This is a genomic window from Streptomyces sp. NPDC015345 (assembly GCF_043078805.1).
In the GTDB taxonomy this organism is placed as follows: domain Bacteria; phylum Actinomycetota; class Actinomycetes; order Streptomycetales; family Streptomycetaceae; genus Streptomyces.
Genome location: NZ_JBIBTX010000005.1, coordinates 546,960 through 561,500, shown reverse-complemented (window position 1 = coordinate 561,500; position 14,541 = coordinate 546,960). Strand labels below are relative to the sequence as shown.

The following is a 14,541-nucleotide window of genomic DNA, read 5'->3' as shown; positions in this document are numbered from 1 at the left end:
AGCGCTCCTTCCTTCAGTACGAGAAGGCCATGGGCCGGTCGGCGTCGGCATCGGGGTCGGCCTCGGAGTCCTTGCCGGATCCCGAGCCCGGTCCACCGATCTTGGTGGGCGGGTTGAGGTCCGCCTCCGTCAGCTCGGGCGGGCCGAGGCGGATGTACTTGAGCAGCAGCTTCACCTCGACGACGGCGAGGATCGCGTAGATGAGCGTGAACCCGATCAGCGAGGTGAGCACCTCGCCCTGCGAGACACCGGGGGAGACCGCGTCCTCGGTGCGCAGGACCCCGTAGACCACCCAGGGCTGACGGCCCGTCTCGGTGAAGATCCAGCCCCAGGCGGTGCCGATGAGGGGGAAGATCAGCGTCCACTGCGAGAGCCGCCACCACCAGGAGCCCAGCTTCGGCGCCAGCTCCTTGTTCTTGGTGAGCATCAGCTTGGGGATGTCGTCCGCGCCGGTGCGGTGCTCGGGGGCGAGCCAGAACTTCTTCCGCGTGAGCCACAGGCCGGCGGTGCACAGGGCCATCGAGACGCCGCCGAAGCCGATCATCCAGCGGTACGACCAGTAGGCGGTGGGGATGTTGGGCCGGTAGTCACCGGGCCCGAACTTCTCCTGCGCCTCCTTGTTGAGGTCGTTGATGCCGGGGATCTCGGCGCTGAAGTTGTTCTTGGCGAGGAAGGACAGGACTCCGGGCACCTCGATGGCGACCTTGTTGTGGCCCTCGGCGACATCGCCGTACGCGAAGATCGAGAAGGGCGCCGGCTTCTCCGTCTCCCAGAGCGCCTCGGCCGCCGACATCTTCATCGGCTGCTGCTCGTACATGACCTTGCCGAGCGTGTCGGCGCTGACCACGGTGAGCAGGGTGCCGACGAAGGCCGTGACCAGGCCGAGCCGCAGCGACATGCGCATGGTGCGGATGTGCTGCTTCTTGCGCAGGTGGACGATGGCGATGCCGGTCATGAAGGCGCCGCCGACCAGGATGGCCGCCGAGATGACGTGGAAGAAGTTGACCAGCGTCGTCTCCTGGAAGAGCACCTCGGCGAAGTCGGTGAGCTCCGCGCGCTTGGCGCCGTCCCGCTCCACGATCTTGTAGCCGACGGGGTGCTGCATAAAGGCGTTCGCGGCGATGATGAAGTACGCCGACAGGATCGTGCCGATCGAGACGATCCAGATCGTGGCGCAGTGCAGCTTCTTCGGCAGCTTGTCCCAGCCGAAGATCCACAGGCCGATGAAGGTCGACTCGAAGAAGAAGGCGATGAGGGCCTCGAAGGCCAGCGGCGCCCCGAAGACATCACCGACGAAGCGCGAGTAGTCGGACCAGTTCATGCCGAACTGGAACTCCTGGACGATGCCGGTGACGACACCCATCGCGATATTGATCAGGAACAGCTTTCCCCAGAACTTGGTCGCCCGGAGGTAGTGCTCCTTGCCCGTGCGCACCCATGCCGTCTCGAGGATCGCCGTGAGGGCGGCCAGCGAGATCGTCAGCGGCACGAACAGGAAGTGGTAGACGGTCGTGATGCCGAACTGCCATCGCGCCAGAGTCTCCGGCGCCAGAGCCAGGTCCACTGCGTCTCTCCTTACTCGCCTACTCGCCTCAATCACCTTGCTGGCCGTGGCCACCGCAGCGATTTGCCCCTGCTTGTCCCACTGATCTCCGGAGGAACCGGGGCACGCTTGTGAACGCGTTCACATTCACAAGCATTATGTCGTACTGGGTTTCTTCACCCAAACGGGGGGTCCCCTGTAACCGCCGGAAACCGCCGGAAGCACGGGAAGGCCCCGGAGGCGTACCTCCGGGGCCTTCCGGCCGGCGCCCAGGAGCTACAGCTCCTTGCGGAACGCCTCCGCCGCCTGGAGGAAGATGTCATTGGCCTCGGTCTCGCCGATCGTGGCCCGCATCCCCTCACCCGCGAACGGCCGCACCACCACGCCCGCCCGCTCGCACGCCGCCGCGAAGTCGTTCGTACGGTCCCCGAGCCGCAGCCACACGAAGTTCGCCTGCGTCTCGGGCACCGTCCAGCCCTGCCCGCGCAGCGCCTCGACCACCCGCGTGCGCTCGGCGACCAGCGAGCCGACGCGGCCCATCAGCTCGTCCTCGGCCCGCAGCGAGGCCACTGCCGCGTCCTGTGCCAGCTGGCTCACGCCGAAGGGCACCGCCGTCTTGCGCAGCGCGGCGGCCACCGGCTCATGGGCGACCGCGAAACCCACGCGCAGACCCGCGAGGCCGTACGCCTTGGAGAACGTACGAAGGACACAGACGTTCGGCCGCTCGCGGTAGATCTCGATGCCGTCCGGGACCTCGGGGTCGCGAATGAACTCGCGGTACGCCTCGTCCAGCACGACCAGGACGTCACGCGGCACCCGGTCGAGGAAGCGCTCCAGCTCGGCCCTGCGGACCACGGTGCCGGTGGGATTGTTCGGGTTGCAGACAAAGATGAGGCGGGTGCGTCCGGTGATCGCGTCGGCCATCGCGTCCAGGTCGTGGACCTCGCCCCGCGTGAGCGGCACCCGCACCGACGTCGCGCCGCTGACCTGGGTGATGATCGGGTACGCCTCGAAGGACCGCCAGGCGTAGATGACCTCGTCGCCCGGACCGGACGTGGCTTGGAGCAGCTGCTGGGCGACGCCGACCGAGCCTGTGCCGGTGGCGATGTGCGAGAGCGGCACGCCGAAGCGCTCGGCCAGTTCACTCATCAGGGCCGTGCAGGCCATGTCGGGGTAACGGTTGAAGGACCCGGCCGCGGCGAGCGCGCTCTCCATGACGCCCGGGAGCGGCGGATAGGGGTTCTCGTTGGAGGACAGCTTGTAGGCCACCGGACCGTCGGCCGCGGCGGGCTTGCCCGGCTTGTAGGTGGGGATACCCTCCAGCTCGGCGCGCAGCCTCGGGCTCGTCTCGCTCACCGCAGTCCTCCTCGTACCGGTACCGGCGACAGTTCGAATACTGCTCACCTTATGAGGATTCGAGGCTGGTGCGAATGGCCTACGGAGATCCGTCTCCGGAAGGCGCGCGGCAAGGGGGAGCGCCCCGCGGTGTTCCGTGCGCCGGTGGCTCACTCCGTGGCGCGCATCCCTCGTGAAGGTGAGTTGAGACCTCTTCGAGACCTCGCGCATCTGACAGGACCGCGCCAGACGATCAGCGGCAACTAACGCTCACAACGTCCAACTACCCTGCGTTCCATGGTCATTGGCGCGCTGGAGCCATGCAGAAACGTGCCTGTCAACGAGTGAATATGCGTCCGCGCTACCCACCCCGATGAGCCCTACTATCGGCTCGCCATGACAGCAGCAGGGAAGCACCAGGTGAGCCGAGCGGAGACCGCCCGCCGGAGCAACCGGCAGAACCGAGCGGGCATCAGAGACGTCGCCGCGGCCGCCGGTGTCTCGATCACGACTGTCTCCGATGCCCTCAACGGCAAGGGGCGGCTGCCCGACGCCACCCGACGCCATGTCCGCGAGGTCGCTGAGCGGCTGGGCTATCGCCCCTCCGCCGCGGCCCGAACCCTCCGTACCGGCAAGTCCGGCCTCATCGGCCTGACCGTGACCACGTACGGGGATGAACCTTTCACCTTCACCGAATTCGCCTACTTCGCGGAGATGGCCAGAGCCGCCACCTCCGCCGCCCTCGCCCGTGGCTACGCCCTGGTGATCCTCCCGGCCACCTCGCGCCGCAGTCCGGTCGACGTGTGGTCCAACGTCGCGCTCGACGGCACCGTCGTCGTCGACCCCTCCGACCACGACCCGGTCGTCAGCGAGCTGGTCAGACAGGGCCTGCCGGTGGTCTCCGACGGCCGCCCCGCGGGGTCGCTGCCCGTCACCGCCTGGGTCGACAACGACCACGAGGCCGCGGTCCTCGGGATCCTCGACCACCTCGCGGCGGCGGGCGCCCGCCGGATCGGCCTCCTCACCGGCAACACCACGGACACCTACACCCACCTGTCCACGACCGCGTACCTCCGCTGGTGCGAGCGCGTCGGACAGGACCCGGTCTACGAGTCCTACCCCGCCCACGACCCGTGCGCGGGCGCCGTGGCCGCCGACCGACTGCTCGCCAGGCCCGACCGCCCCGACGCCGTCTACGGCCTCTTCGACCCCAACGGCACCGACCTGCTCGCCGCCGCCCGGCGGTACGGCCTGCGGGTCCCCGACGACCTGCTGCTCGTCTGTTGCAGCGAGTCCACGGTGTACGCCACCACGGAACCGCCCATCACCACGCTCTCCCTCAAGCCGAGACGCATCGGAACGGCCGTCGTACAGCTCCTCATCGACGCCATCGAGGGGCTCGACTCGGGCGGGCCCGTCGAACAGGTGATACCGACCGAACTGATCGTGCGCACCTCGTCCGAGCGACGTCCGCCGCGCACGACGGTCAGTCCGCCACGCTCCTCGGGCTCGGGCTGACCCGGACGCTGACTCAGACGATTTCGGGCAGAGGTGGGCTACCAACCCGCCACCAGGGGGGAAACCTCTGCCCAATTCGGGAGAAAACCTCGGTGAACCGGGGTCTGGGACCGATTCCCCACCCCTGGTGCACCACACAGCGGGAGCCGCATTCCTATGATGGGCGGACGACACCGCGGGCCGCTGCGACCAGGCAGTCCGTTCTCGGTGCAGATGCGGCGCAATGGTGGTGGAGGGGTCGATGACTCAGGGGGCCGGTCAGGGACCCGATGTGCGGACGGCGACGCTGCGCGACTTCCGCGTACCGGCGTACGTCCATGAAACGACCGGCCCCGCCGAGGTGAGCCCTCCGGCGCCGGCTCCGGGGGGACTGCCGGACGACGGCTACACCCCCACCCAGCGTGACTTGCCGGTCATCAACCGCGGCGACACGGTCCAGGTGCAGGTCATGCCGGATCCCCCGCAGCCGAGGCCGGGCGACGAGCTCGGCCCGCTGTTCGTCGTGGGCGACGTGCACGGCTATCTGGACGAGCTCCTCGCGGCCCTCCAGGAGCAGGGCCTCATCGACGCCGACGGCAACTGGTCCGCGGGCAACGCGCGCCTGTGGTTCCTCGGCGACTTCACCGACCGCGGGCCCGACGGCATCGGCGTCATCGACCTCGTGATGCGGCTCTCCGCCGAGGCCGCGGCCGCCGGCGGCTACTGCAAGGCGCTCATGGGCAACCACGAGCTGCTCCTGCTCGGCGCCAAGCGCTTCGGCGACACGCCCGTCAACTCCGGCGCGGGCACCGCCACCTTCCAGGCCGCCTGGCTGCTCAACGGCGGCCAGAAGACCGACATGGAGCGCCTGGAGGACCACCACCTCCAGTGGATGGCCCGGCTGGACGCGATGGAGGAGGCCGACGGCCACCTGCTCGTGCACTCCGACACGACCGCCTACCTGGATTACGGCGACTCGATCGAGGCAGTGAACGACACCATCCGCGAGACCCTCACCCGCAACGACGCCGACGAGTGCTGGGACCTCTTCCGCAAGTTCACCAAGCGCTTCGCCTTCCGCGACGAGTCGGGCTCCTCGGCCGTACGCGAGCTGCTGGACATGTACGGCGGCACGCGCATCGTCCACGGCCACAGCCCCATCCCCTACCTCCTGGGTGACGTCGGCTCCGAGGACGAGTCGGACGGTGGCGGACCGGTCATCGAGGGACCGCACGTCTACGCCGACGGCCTGGCCATCGCCATGGACGGTGGAGTGACCATGGCCGGAAAGCTACTGGTCTGCCAACTCCCCCTGGGTATCTGAGCGTTCGCTGGGCAGGCGCCCCCTTACAGGATCACGCCGACCGGGGGTGCCAATTCTGGAAACCCCCTGTCACCGCGTGCCGTCACGGCTCTACCATCGGCTTATCCGTAGCAGGCTCCCCTCCGTTTCTGCCCGACGGCTCGTAGCCATGCGAGCCTTAGCCCTACGGAGCATCGGGGGATGCACATGAACAGCGCTCCACACCTGCTCAATGAGGACCGCCCCGAATACGAGCGGATCCTCGATGAGGCGCTGCGCACCGCACCTGACCGTCCTGAACTCGCCGCAGTGGGCCAGCGGCTCAACACCGAACAACTGCGCACCATGGCCCTGAACGCGACAGCACTGATCACGGCCGCCGCCACGGCCGAGTACGCGCACTACGTGAAGGTTCGCGAGGAGTTGCGCGAACCTCGACCGTCCTCCACCTCGATTCGCGAAGGGAGTGGACACAGCGCCGCGGAGTCGGGCTCCGGCGGCATCGGCATCGCCACGACGATGGGGGAGGTCGCGGAACCCGCGGCGGCGGCAGGAGCCGGGGCGATCGCCGTGGTGGCGGTCCTCGCCCCCGTCCTCGCCGGGACGGCCGCCGCGATCTTCCTGCTCGTCGGCTACATCCTGAAGATGCTCAACCCCGAGCCCGCCTTCGCGGACACCCTGCTCACCGCGGGATGGCTGTTCGGCGCGCTCACCGCCGGGGGCATCCTGGTCGCCGCGGTCGGTCTGCTCCTGACGGCCCTGCGAAACGGCGCCACATCGCTCCAGGCGGGACTCCACGGCGAGCAGTACGAGGAAGTGTCCCGAGCCAGGGAAGCCTGGAGTCAGGCGCTCCTCGAACGGGGCGTCGTGCCGTTCCTCCGTGAGGCCCTGACGGATCCGGGCGCGGCTCCCGCGGCCCGCGCGCCGTCGCACGGGGCCGGAGGAGCCGCGGCGGGTGGCCGCATGCCGCAACTCGGCTACAACCGGCCCGGGTTCAGCAGCCCGGACGGCGGCCGGGCGACAGGGTCGCGGCCGAGCTTTTCGAGCCCCGACTTCTCCAGCCCGGACTTCGGCGGACCCGAACACAAGCCCGAGTAGGCAAGGGTGTCCGCAGAGCCGGTCGTCGCGACACTCTGCGGGCACCCCCTACGTGCCTACGAGGTTTCGCTCAGTCGGCGATCGGCAGATAGACCCGGTTGCCGGCGGCGGCGAACTCCTTGGACTTCTGCTCCATGCCCGCCTCGATCTCGCCTTCCGCCAGGTCACCGCCGTGCTGGCGGCGGATGTCCTGGGAGATCTTCATCGAGCAGAACTTCGGCCCGCACATCGAGCAGAAGTGCGCTGTCTTCGCGGGCTCGGCCGGCAGCGTCTCGTCGTGGAACTCCCGCGCCGTGACCGGATCGAGGGCCAGGTTGAACTGGTCCTCCCAGCGGAACTCGAAGCGCGCGTCCGAGAGCGCGTCGTCCCAGTCCTGCGCGCCCGGATGCCCCTTGGCGAGGTCGGCCGCGTGCGCCGCGATCTTGTACGTGATGACGCCGGTCTTCACGTCGTCGCGGTTGGGCAGGCCGAGGTGCTCCTTCGGCGTGACGTAGCAGAGCATGGCCGTGCCCCACCAGCCGATCATCGCGGCGCCGATGCCCGAGGTGATGTGGTCGTAGGCGGGCGCGATGTCCGTGGTCAGCGGGCCGAGCGTGTAGAACGGCGCCTCCTCGCAGATCTCCTGCTGGAGGTCGATGTTCTCCTTGATCTTGTGCATCGGGACGTGACCGGGGCCCTCGATCATCGTCTGTACATTGTGCCTCTTGGCGATCGTGTTGAGTTCCCCGAGGGTCCGGAGCTCGGCGAACTGCGCCTCGTCGTTGGCGTCCGCGATCGAACCGGGCCGCAGGCCGTCGCCGAGCGAGTACGTCACGTCGTACGCCGCGAGGATCTCGCACAGCTCCTCGAAGTGCTCGTAGAGGAAGCTCTCCTTGTGGTGCGCGAGGCACCAGGCGGCCATGATCGAGCCGCCGCGCGAGACGATGCCGGTCTTACGGCGGGCGGTGAGCGGGACGTACGGCAGGCGCACACCGGCGTGCACCGTCATGTAGTCCACGCCCTGCTCGGCCTGTTCGATGACCGTGTCCTTGTAGATCTCCCAGGTCAGCTCCTCGGCCTTGCCGTCGACCTTCTCCAGGGCCTGGTAGAGGGGCACGGTGCCGATGGGCACGGGGGAGTTGCGCAGGACCCACTCGCGGGTGGTGTGGATGTTGCGGCCGGTGGAGAGGTCCATGACCGTGTCGGCGCCCCACTGGGTCGCCCAGGTCATCTTGTCCACCTCCTCCTCGATGGAGGAGGTGACCGCGGAGTTGCCGATGTTGGCGTTCACCTTCACCAGGAACTTCTTGCCGATGATCATCGGCTCGATCTCCGGGTGGTTGACGTTGGCCGGGATCACGGCGCGGCCCGCGGCGACTTCGGCCCGCACGACCTCGGGGTCCATGTTCTCGCGGATCCCGATGAACTCCATCTCGGGCGTGATCTCACCGCGCCGGGCGTACGCGAGCTGTGTCACCGCCTGGCCCGGGCGGCCGCGGCGTGGCTGGCGGGGGCGGCCGGGGAAGACCGCGTCGAGGTTCTTGAGCCCGCCGCGCGGCGAGGTGTGCTTGATGCCGTCGTCCTCGGGGCGGGGCGGACGGCCCACGTACTCCTCGGTGTCGCCGCGGGCGATGATCCAGTTCTCCCGCAGCGGCGGCAGGCCGCGGCGGACGTCGGTCTCGGCGGACGGGTCGGTGTACGGACCCGATGTGTCGTACAGGGTGACGGCCTTGCCGTTGGTGAGGTGCACCTGGCGGACCGGCACGCGCAGATCGGGGCGTGAACCCTCGATGTACGCCTTGTGCCAGCCGATGGACTTCCCGGCCTCCGCCGCGACAGCGTTCTCAACGTGCTCGTCGCTGCTGGAGGCAGGCGTGCGTGCGTCCGATGTGGTCATGAGACCTACTCCCTACGCCGGCATTACCCGGTAACAGGTTCGGCGGTCGACGCAGCGGATTCCGTACGTTCATGCACGACTCGTGCCGTTTCGTACGGAGGTCAGCGCCCTCTCAGCCCGGTGCTCCGAGCTCCCGCGATTGCAAAGGTGGCTCCACGCTAGCGTCATGTCGGGCGCGCTGAACAGAGGGCCCCTCCCGTTCTTGCGATGATCGGTCCGTGACCACCACACCCCCGCCGCCGCCTCCGCCCTCGCAACCGCCCCGCTCCGGCCCGTCCCCCGACGGCTCCGGGCACGGACACGGACACGGCCATACGCACAGCCACGGCCCCGCCGCGCCCGTCTCCCAGCACCTGCGCAAGGTCATCGCGGCGGTGCTGATCCCCTTCGCCACCGCGGTCGTCGTGGGCCTGTTGGTCCTGTGGCCGGGCGGGACGCCGAGCCATGAACGCACCGGCGTCGGCTTCGACCGGCAGACACAGTCGGCGACGGTCGCCAAGGTGCAGGAACTGCCCTGCAAGGACCTCAACCCCTCGCAGCCGCAGCCGAACGGCGACACCTCCACTCCCGAGGGCCAGAGCGCCCAGTCCCGGGCCGAGGGCACCTGCAAGAAGGCGCTGATCGAGGTGACCAGCGGTGACGACAAGGGCCGCACGTTCACCGAGATCATCCAGCCGGACTCGCCCCGGCAACTGCGCAAGGGCCAAGAGGTGGTGGTCGCCTACGAGCCCAAGGCCCCCGAGGGCCTTCAGTATTCGGTCACCGACGTGAACCGCAAGATCCCGATGGCGCTGCTCGCCGGCATCTTCGCGCTCGCCGTCGTGGTGGTGGGGAGGCTGCGCGGTGTGATGGCCCTGGTGGCACTCGCCATCAGCTTCCTGGTGCTGACCTTCTTCATCCTGCCGGCGATCCTCCAGGGGTCGAACCCCCTGGTCGTGGCGGTGATCGGGGCGAGCGCCATCATGCTGGTCGCGCTCTACCTCTGCCATGGCCTCACGGCCCGTACCTCGGTCGCGGTGCTCGGCACCCTCATCTCCCTCCTCCTGATCGGCCTGCTCGGCTCCCTGTTCATCGGCTGGGCCGCGCTGACCGGCAACACGGACGACAACACCGGCCTCATCCACGGCCTGTATCCGTCCATCGACATGAGCGGCCTGCTGCTCGCGGGCGTCATCATCGGCTCGCTCGGCGTCCTGGACGACGTGACGGTCACCCAGACCTCAGCCGTCTGGGAACTGCACCAGGCCAACCCGACCATGGGCTGGCGCGGCCTCTACCGCGCGGGCATCCGCATCGGGCGCGACCACATCGCCTCGGTCGTCAACACCCTCGTCCTCGCCTACGCGGGCGCCGCGCTGCCCCTGCTGCTGCTCTTCTCGATCGCGCAGTCCAGCGTGGGCACGGTCGCCAACAGCGAGTTGGTCGCCGAGGAGATCGTGCGCACCCTGATCGGCTCGATCGGCCTGGTCGCGTCGGTGCCGGTGACCACCGCGCTGGCCGCCCTGGTGGTCTCCGCCGACCGCTCCGCCACCACCGGGCCCGGCGGCCCGGCCGCGGCCACCGGCACCCCCGCTCCGCGATCCTCCCGTGGCGGGAAGGGCCGCCGCCGCAAGGCCTGACGCCGGAGGGGCCCGCGCGGCCCTTTGAGCCGGGAGAAGCCGCGAAATGCACCAATCTGCCATTCATATCTGCCCACCGGTCGGCGGTCAGCCCGCGTTCTGCTCCTCCGCCAGGATCCGGTCGAGCGCCTCGTCGAGGTGCGCGTCGAAGTCGGCGAGCGTCCGCTCCTGCCCGAGCGGCACCAACCTGTCCGTACGGTCCAGGAAGGCGAGCAGCGGCGGAATGCCCACCCGGAACAGCGCCTGATCCGGGCCGACCTGAAGCCTGATCAGCGCCTCGTCCATCAACTCGGGATCAGTGGGCTCGATCCGCACATCCCCGACCCCGCACGGCCGGCCCACTCCGTCGATCAACAGCTCCCGGCCGAATGCCCACGTCACCGGAGCGTCACCGGGCAGATGAAACGTCAGCCGCACGGCAAAAGGATCACCGGTCTCATAGCGCAACTCCACCGGGATACGAAACGACAGCTCCTCGGAAACAAGGAAGCTCATCATGACCTCTGCCTGAACCGTCTCGTCCATCGCGCCGCCCTACCCCGTCACTTGGCCTTCAAGTGGCCAGGAACCAACTCCCTGACACTCATGGCATCTTGCTTAAAGTACACACCAGATCACAAGGAGTGAGTTTTCAGATGCTGATAGAGAAGGCGAGTGTCCCTAGTAGCTTTCCGATCTCACGCTGCAATCTCTCCGCCGCGGGCAGCAGCCTGTCCGCCTGACCTGCGGGCACGGAAATGGCCAAGGTCGCCGCGGTGTCTCCCGCCAAGATCGGAATCGCCGCGCAGACCGTCCCCAACGCGTACTCCTGTCGCTCCACCACGGGCCTCATCCGCTCCATCGCCTCGAGCCGACGCAGAAACGTGCGGTCGTCGCGGACCGAGTAACGCGTGATCGACTGAACCGGATAGCGGTCGAGGTGGTCCTGCCTGGCCTCGTCGTCGAGTTGGGAGAGCAGGCACTGCCCGATGGCGTGGGCGTGACCCGTCTCCCGGAAGTCTGCCCATTCCTCGACCGCGGGATTGCCCGGGGTGTCGGAGACCGCCACGATCTCGATCTCGCCCTCGCGGTAGACCGCGAAGTACACCGGCACCCCGATGACGTCCCGGCAGTGCGCCAGCGCGTCACCGATCGTGCCGCGACGATTCTGCTGCGCCCCGCTGCTGCTGAGCCGCTCGGCCGCCTCGCCGAGTACGAACACTCCTTTCTCGCGGCGCAGATAGCCCTCGTGGGTCAGCGTGCGCAGCAGGTGGTAGGCGGTGGGGAGCGCGAGCCCCGCTTCGCGGGCCAGTTGCTTGGCGGGCGCGCCGTCCGGGTGCGTGGAGGCGGCTTCCAGCAGCCGCATGGCCCGCTGCACGGAGCCGATGAGGGTGGGCGTGACGGGGGCGGCGGCCGTGGCCGTGGCGTCCGCCGGTGGAAGGGCGCTGGCGTCGGCCGGTAATGGGGTGGCGTCGGCCCGTGCGGTGGAGGTGGCGGCCGGTGAAGTGGGGGTACCGACCGGTGAAGTGGAGGCGTCGACCGCGGCCAAGGTTCACTCCCGAAGCGCGTGGGGGGCCGCCCGTGCCCGGAGAAACACGGGAGGGCAATGCGCCCGTCCGCGGGGAGCAACCCCGCGTCGGTTTTCGGACTCTAACCCTTGGCCACCGCTCTGCGGCCGTCTGCGGGGAAACATCCCTCGGCCGAGGGACCCGTTTCGAAAAGTCACCACCAGGTAGTAACCAATCGGCGAGTAACCACTTCAGCGACGGTTGCAGGTGATCAGTGCCCGATGTATGCGGCGGCGATCACCAATCGGTGCGGGACGAGGACGAGCCGGATATGAACTTCCGTACGACATAAATGAGTCCACCGACCAAGGCGACGAATAGCAGCGCCTTGAAGAGCAGGCCGACGACGAACCCGACAACGGTCGCTATCACACCGCCGAACACGACCAAGGCGATGACGGGCACGGCCACCCACTTCACCCACCACGGCATTCCCGCAAAGATCTCCTTCGCCGCCATCGTCCTTACCTCTCTCCGCGCACTTCACGTCGGTGCGGGATCCTGAATGTCCGCAGGCTCCCGGCTCCTTGCATTCGATGCTAGAGCGCCAAAGCCCGCTGCGGGGGCCGCGCAGCCCTTGTCCTTCCCTGATCCGACCCTGAGAGAACCCCGAGGTCAGACCCCGCCCTCAGGCCTCGGGCGGGGAGAAGACGACCAGGACCCGCAGGTCCTCGCTGATGTGGTGGAACTTGTGGGCCACCCCGGCCGGCACGTACACGACGCTGCCGCGCGCGACCGACGTGGTCTCCATGCCGACCGTGATCGAGGCACGGCCGCTGACGACCATGTAGACCTCGTCCTGCCCGTGCGGCTGCTGCGGGTCGGACTCCCCCGCGTCGAGCGCGTAGAGACCGACCGACATGTTCCGCTCCCGCAGAAACTGCAGATACGCCCCGTCGTTCGCGGCGCGCTCCGCCTCCAGATCGTCCAGCCGGAATGCCTTCATCGCCCTCGTACGCCCCTCGCTGGTGCTCGTTCCGCGGATGTCCGCGGATGTCCCGCGGATTCCGCCGGTCTCGTGACCCGACCGCTTCCGGTCCACGTCTGCCACGATCAGACACATGAAGAATTTCGTAGTCAAGACGATCGCCAACGCCGCGGCCCTGGCCGTAGCCGTATGGCTGCTCGACAAGATCACGCTGACCGGCGGCAGCACCGGCAAGAAGGTCGGCACCCTGATCGTCGTCGCGCTGCTCTTCGGACTGGTGAACTTCCTGGTCAAGCCGGTGGTGAAGGTCCTCACCTTCCCGTTGTTCATCCTGACCCTCGGACTGATCACCCTCGTGGTCAACGCCCTGATGCTGCTGCTCACCTCGTGGCTGGCCGACAAGCTCGACGTCAGCTTCCATGTGGAGGGCTTCTGGACCGCCGTCCTGGGCGGCCTGATCATCTCGATCGTGTCCTGGGCCATGAACATGGTGCTCCCGGACGACAAGGACTGATCGGCATGACGGACTCTTCGGCGACAGGCATCGGTGACGGGACGCGAGCGGTGCGGGCCGGGCTGCCCGAGCCGGTGAAGCACGAACCCACGCTGCCCGGCCCGGTGTTCGCCGCGCACTTCCACCTCCCCGGTGACCCCACCGGCGGCTACGCCTACGCACGCGACGAGAACCCCACCTGGACGCACCTGGAACGCGCCATCGGCGAGCTGGAGGCCCCGGGCGCCGGTGCGGACGTCGAGACGCTCGCCTTCGCCTCCGGCATGGCCGCGATCTCGGCGGTGCTCTTCTCCCAGCTGCGCGCCGGGGATGCGGTGGTCCTGCCGGACGACGGCTACCAAGTGCTCCCCCTCGTCCGCGAGCAGCTCACGGCGTACGGCATCGAGGTGCGCACCGCCCCGACGGCCGGTGACGCCCAGCTCGACGTCCTGGACGGCGCCAAGATGCTGTGGATCGAGACGCCGTCCAACCCCGGCCTCGACGTGTGCGACGTGCGTCGCCTCGCCGATGCGGCACGCGCGCGTGGCGTCCTGGTGGCGGTCGACAACACCCTGGCCACACCGCTCGGCCAGCGCCCCCTGGAACTGGGCGCCCACTTCGCGGTGGCCAGCGGCACGAAGATGCTCACCGGCCACGGAGACATCCTCCTGGGGTACGTCACCTGCCGCGACGCGGAGCTGACCGCTTCCGTACGGCGCTGGCGCAAGATCGTCGGTGCCATCCCCGGCCCCATGGAGGCCTGGCTCGCGCACCGCTCGCTCGCCACACTCCACCTGCGTGCCGACCGGCAGAACGCGAACGCCCTGGCCCTCGCCGAGGCGCTGCGCGAACGGACCGAGGTGGCGGGGCTGCGCTACCCCGGGCTGCCCGACGACCCCTCGTACAAGATCGCCTCGCGGCAGATGCGGCGCTTCGGGTGCGTGGTCTCCTTCACGCTGCCCACCCGGGCGCGTGCCGAGCGGTTCCTGGAAGCACTGCGTCTCGTCGACGACGCGACGAGCTTCGGCGGTGTGCGGTCCACGGCCGAGCGGCGCGGGCGCTGGGGCGGCGATGACGTCCCGGAGGGCTTCATCCGCTTCTCCGCGGGCGCCGAGGACCCGCATGACCTGGTGGATGACGTGCTCCGCGCGTTGGACGCGTCCGCCGAGTGAGAACTGCCGACGGCCCGGCCGCTCCTGTGCGCCGACGCCGCCCTCGGCCCCGGACGACACCCGGGCTACGTACGACGAACGGTCCGAGCCTCCCCCCTCGTGGCTCGGACCGTCCCGGTTCCGCGTGCGA

The 14,541-nt window shown here is 68.8% G+C and carries 13 protein-coding genes and 1 riboswitch; of the genes, 6 read left to right on the top strand and 7 right to left on the bottom strand.

What is annotated here, in order from left to right:
* Positions 1 to 13: 13 nt before the first annotated feature.
* Both ACF062_RS23745 and hisC read right to left on the bottom strand, forming a co-directional pair.
* Complete coding sequence (locus ACF062_RS23745) at positions 14 to 1,564, bottom strand: cytochrome ubiquinol oxidase subunit I (protein ID WP_392140973.1); 1,551 nt, start codon at positions 1,562 to 1,564, stop codon at positions 14 to 16.
* Between the two features lie 255 nt (positions 1,565 to 1,819).
* On the bottom strand, positions 1,820 to 2,899 hold the full coding sequence (gene hisC / locus ACF062_RS23740; protein WP_392140972.1) for a histidinol-phosphate transaminase: 1,080 nt from the start codon (positions 2,897 to 2,899) through the stop codon (positions 1,820 to 1,822).
* Positions 2,900 to 3,274: 375 nt separating this feature from the next.
* Here hisC and ACF062_RS23735 point away from each other — a divergent pair, with 375 nt between their 5' ends.
* The 3 genes from ACF062_RS23735 to ACF062_RS23725 all read left to right on the top strand — a co-directional run bounded on the left by ACF062_RS23735 (position 3,275) and on the right by ACF062_RS23725 (position 6,776).
* Positions 3,275 to 4,396, top strand: a complete 1,122-nt coding sequence (locus tag ACF062_RS23735; protein WP_392140970.1) for a LacI family DNA-binding transcriptional regulator — start codon at positions 3,275 to 3,277, stop codon at positions 4,394 to 4,396.
* A gap of 241 nt (positions 4,397 to 4,637) precedes the next feature.
* A complete protein-coding gene (locus tag ACF062_RS23730; protein WP_223775613.1) occupies positions 4,638 to 5,699 on the top strand; it encodes a metallophosphoesterase in 1,062 nt (353 codons plus the stop codon).
* A 180-nt stretch (positions 5,700 to 5,879) separates the two neighbouring features.
* Positions 5,880 to 6,776 carry a hypothetical protein gene (locus tag ACF062_RS23725; RefSeq protein WP_392140968.1) on the top strand — a complete coding sequence of 299 codons (897 nt, stop codon included), beginning with the start codon at positions 5,880 to 5,882 and terminating at the stop codon, positions 6,774 to 6,776.
* Between the two features lie 70 nt (positions 6,777 to 6,846).
* Here ACF062_RS23725 and thiC read toward each other — a convergent pair whose 3' ends face one another.
* On the bottom strand, positions 6,847 to 8,652 hold the full coding sequence (thiC, locus tag ACF062_RS23720; RefSeq protein WP_223775615.1) for a phosphomethylpyrimidine synthase ThiC: 1,806 nt from the start codon (positions 8,650 to 8,652) through the stop codon (positions 6,847 to 6,849).
* Positions 8,645 to 8,799: riboswitch (TPP riboswitch) on the bottom strand. It overlaps the preceding gene by 8 nt.
* A 71-nt stretch (positions 8,800 to 8,870) precedes the next feature.
* On the opposite strand from thiC, the gene ACF062_RS23715 reads away from it, so the two are divergent.
* Complete coding sequence (locus ACF062_RS23715) at positions 8,871 to 10,271, top strand: YibE/F family protein (protein ID WP_392140966.1); 1,401 nt, start codon at positions 8,871 to 8,873, stop codon at positions 10,269 to 10,271.
* Positions 10,272 to 10,358: 87 nt separating this feature from the next.
* Here the strand turns inward: ACF062_RS23715 and ACF062_RS23710 are convergent, their stop codons facing one another.
* From ACF062_RS23710 to ACF062_RS23695, 4 genes are all read right to left on the bottom strand, one after another.
* Complete coding sequence (locus ACF062_RS23710; RefSeq protein WP_223775617.1) at positions 10,359 to 10,796, bottom strand: SsgA family sporulation/cell division regulator; 438 nt, start codon at positions 10,794 to 10,796, stop codon at positions 10,359 to 10,361.
* Positions 10,797 to 10,902: 106 nt separating this feature from the next.
* Positions 10,903 to 11,616, bottom strand: coding sequence for an IclR family transcriptional regulator (locus ACF062_RS23705; protein WP_392141212.1), 714 nt, complete (start codon positions 11,614 to 11,616; stop codon positions 10,903 to 10,905).
* Positions 11,617 to 12,055: 439 nt separating this feature from the next.
* Positions 12,056 to 12,277 carry a DUF5326 family protein gene (locus tag ACF062_RS23700; protein WP_392140964.1) on the bottom strand — a complete coding sequence of 74 codons (222 nt, stop codon included), beginning with the start codon at positions 12,275 to 12,277 and terminating at the stop codon, positions 12,056 to 12,058.
* 169 nt (positions 12,278 to 12,446) lie between these two features.
* The gene (locus ACF062_RS23695; RefSeq protein ID WP_223775619.1) at positions 12,447 to 12,764 is read right to left on the bottom strand and encodes a cupin domain-containing protein; all 318 of its coding nucleotides are present in this window, start codon (positions 12,762 to 12,764) and stop codon (positions 12,447 to 12,449) included.
* A 115-nt stretch (positions 12,765 to 12,879) separates the two neighbouring features.
* Between ACF062_RS23695 and ACF062_RS23690 the strand changes: the two genes are divergently transcribed.
* Both ACF062_RS23690 and ACF062_RS23685 read left to right on the top strand, forming a co-directional pair.
* A complete protein-coding gene (locus ACF062_RS23690; RefSeq protein WP_392140962.1) occupies positions 12,880 to 13,260 on the top strand; it encodes a phage holin family protein in 381 nt (126 codons plus the stop codon).
* A gap of 5 nt (positions 13,261 to 13,265) precedes the next feature.
* Positions 13,266 to 14,411, top strand: a complete 1,146-nt coding sequence (locus ACF062_RS23685; RefSeq protein ID WP_392140960.1) for a cystathionine gamma-lyase — start codon at positions 13,266 to 13,268, stop codon at positions 14,409 to 14,411.
* Positions 14,412 to 14,541: the final 130 nt, after the last annotated feature.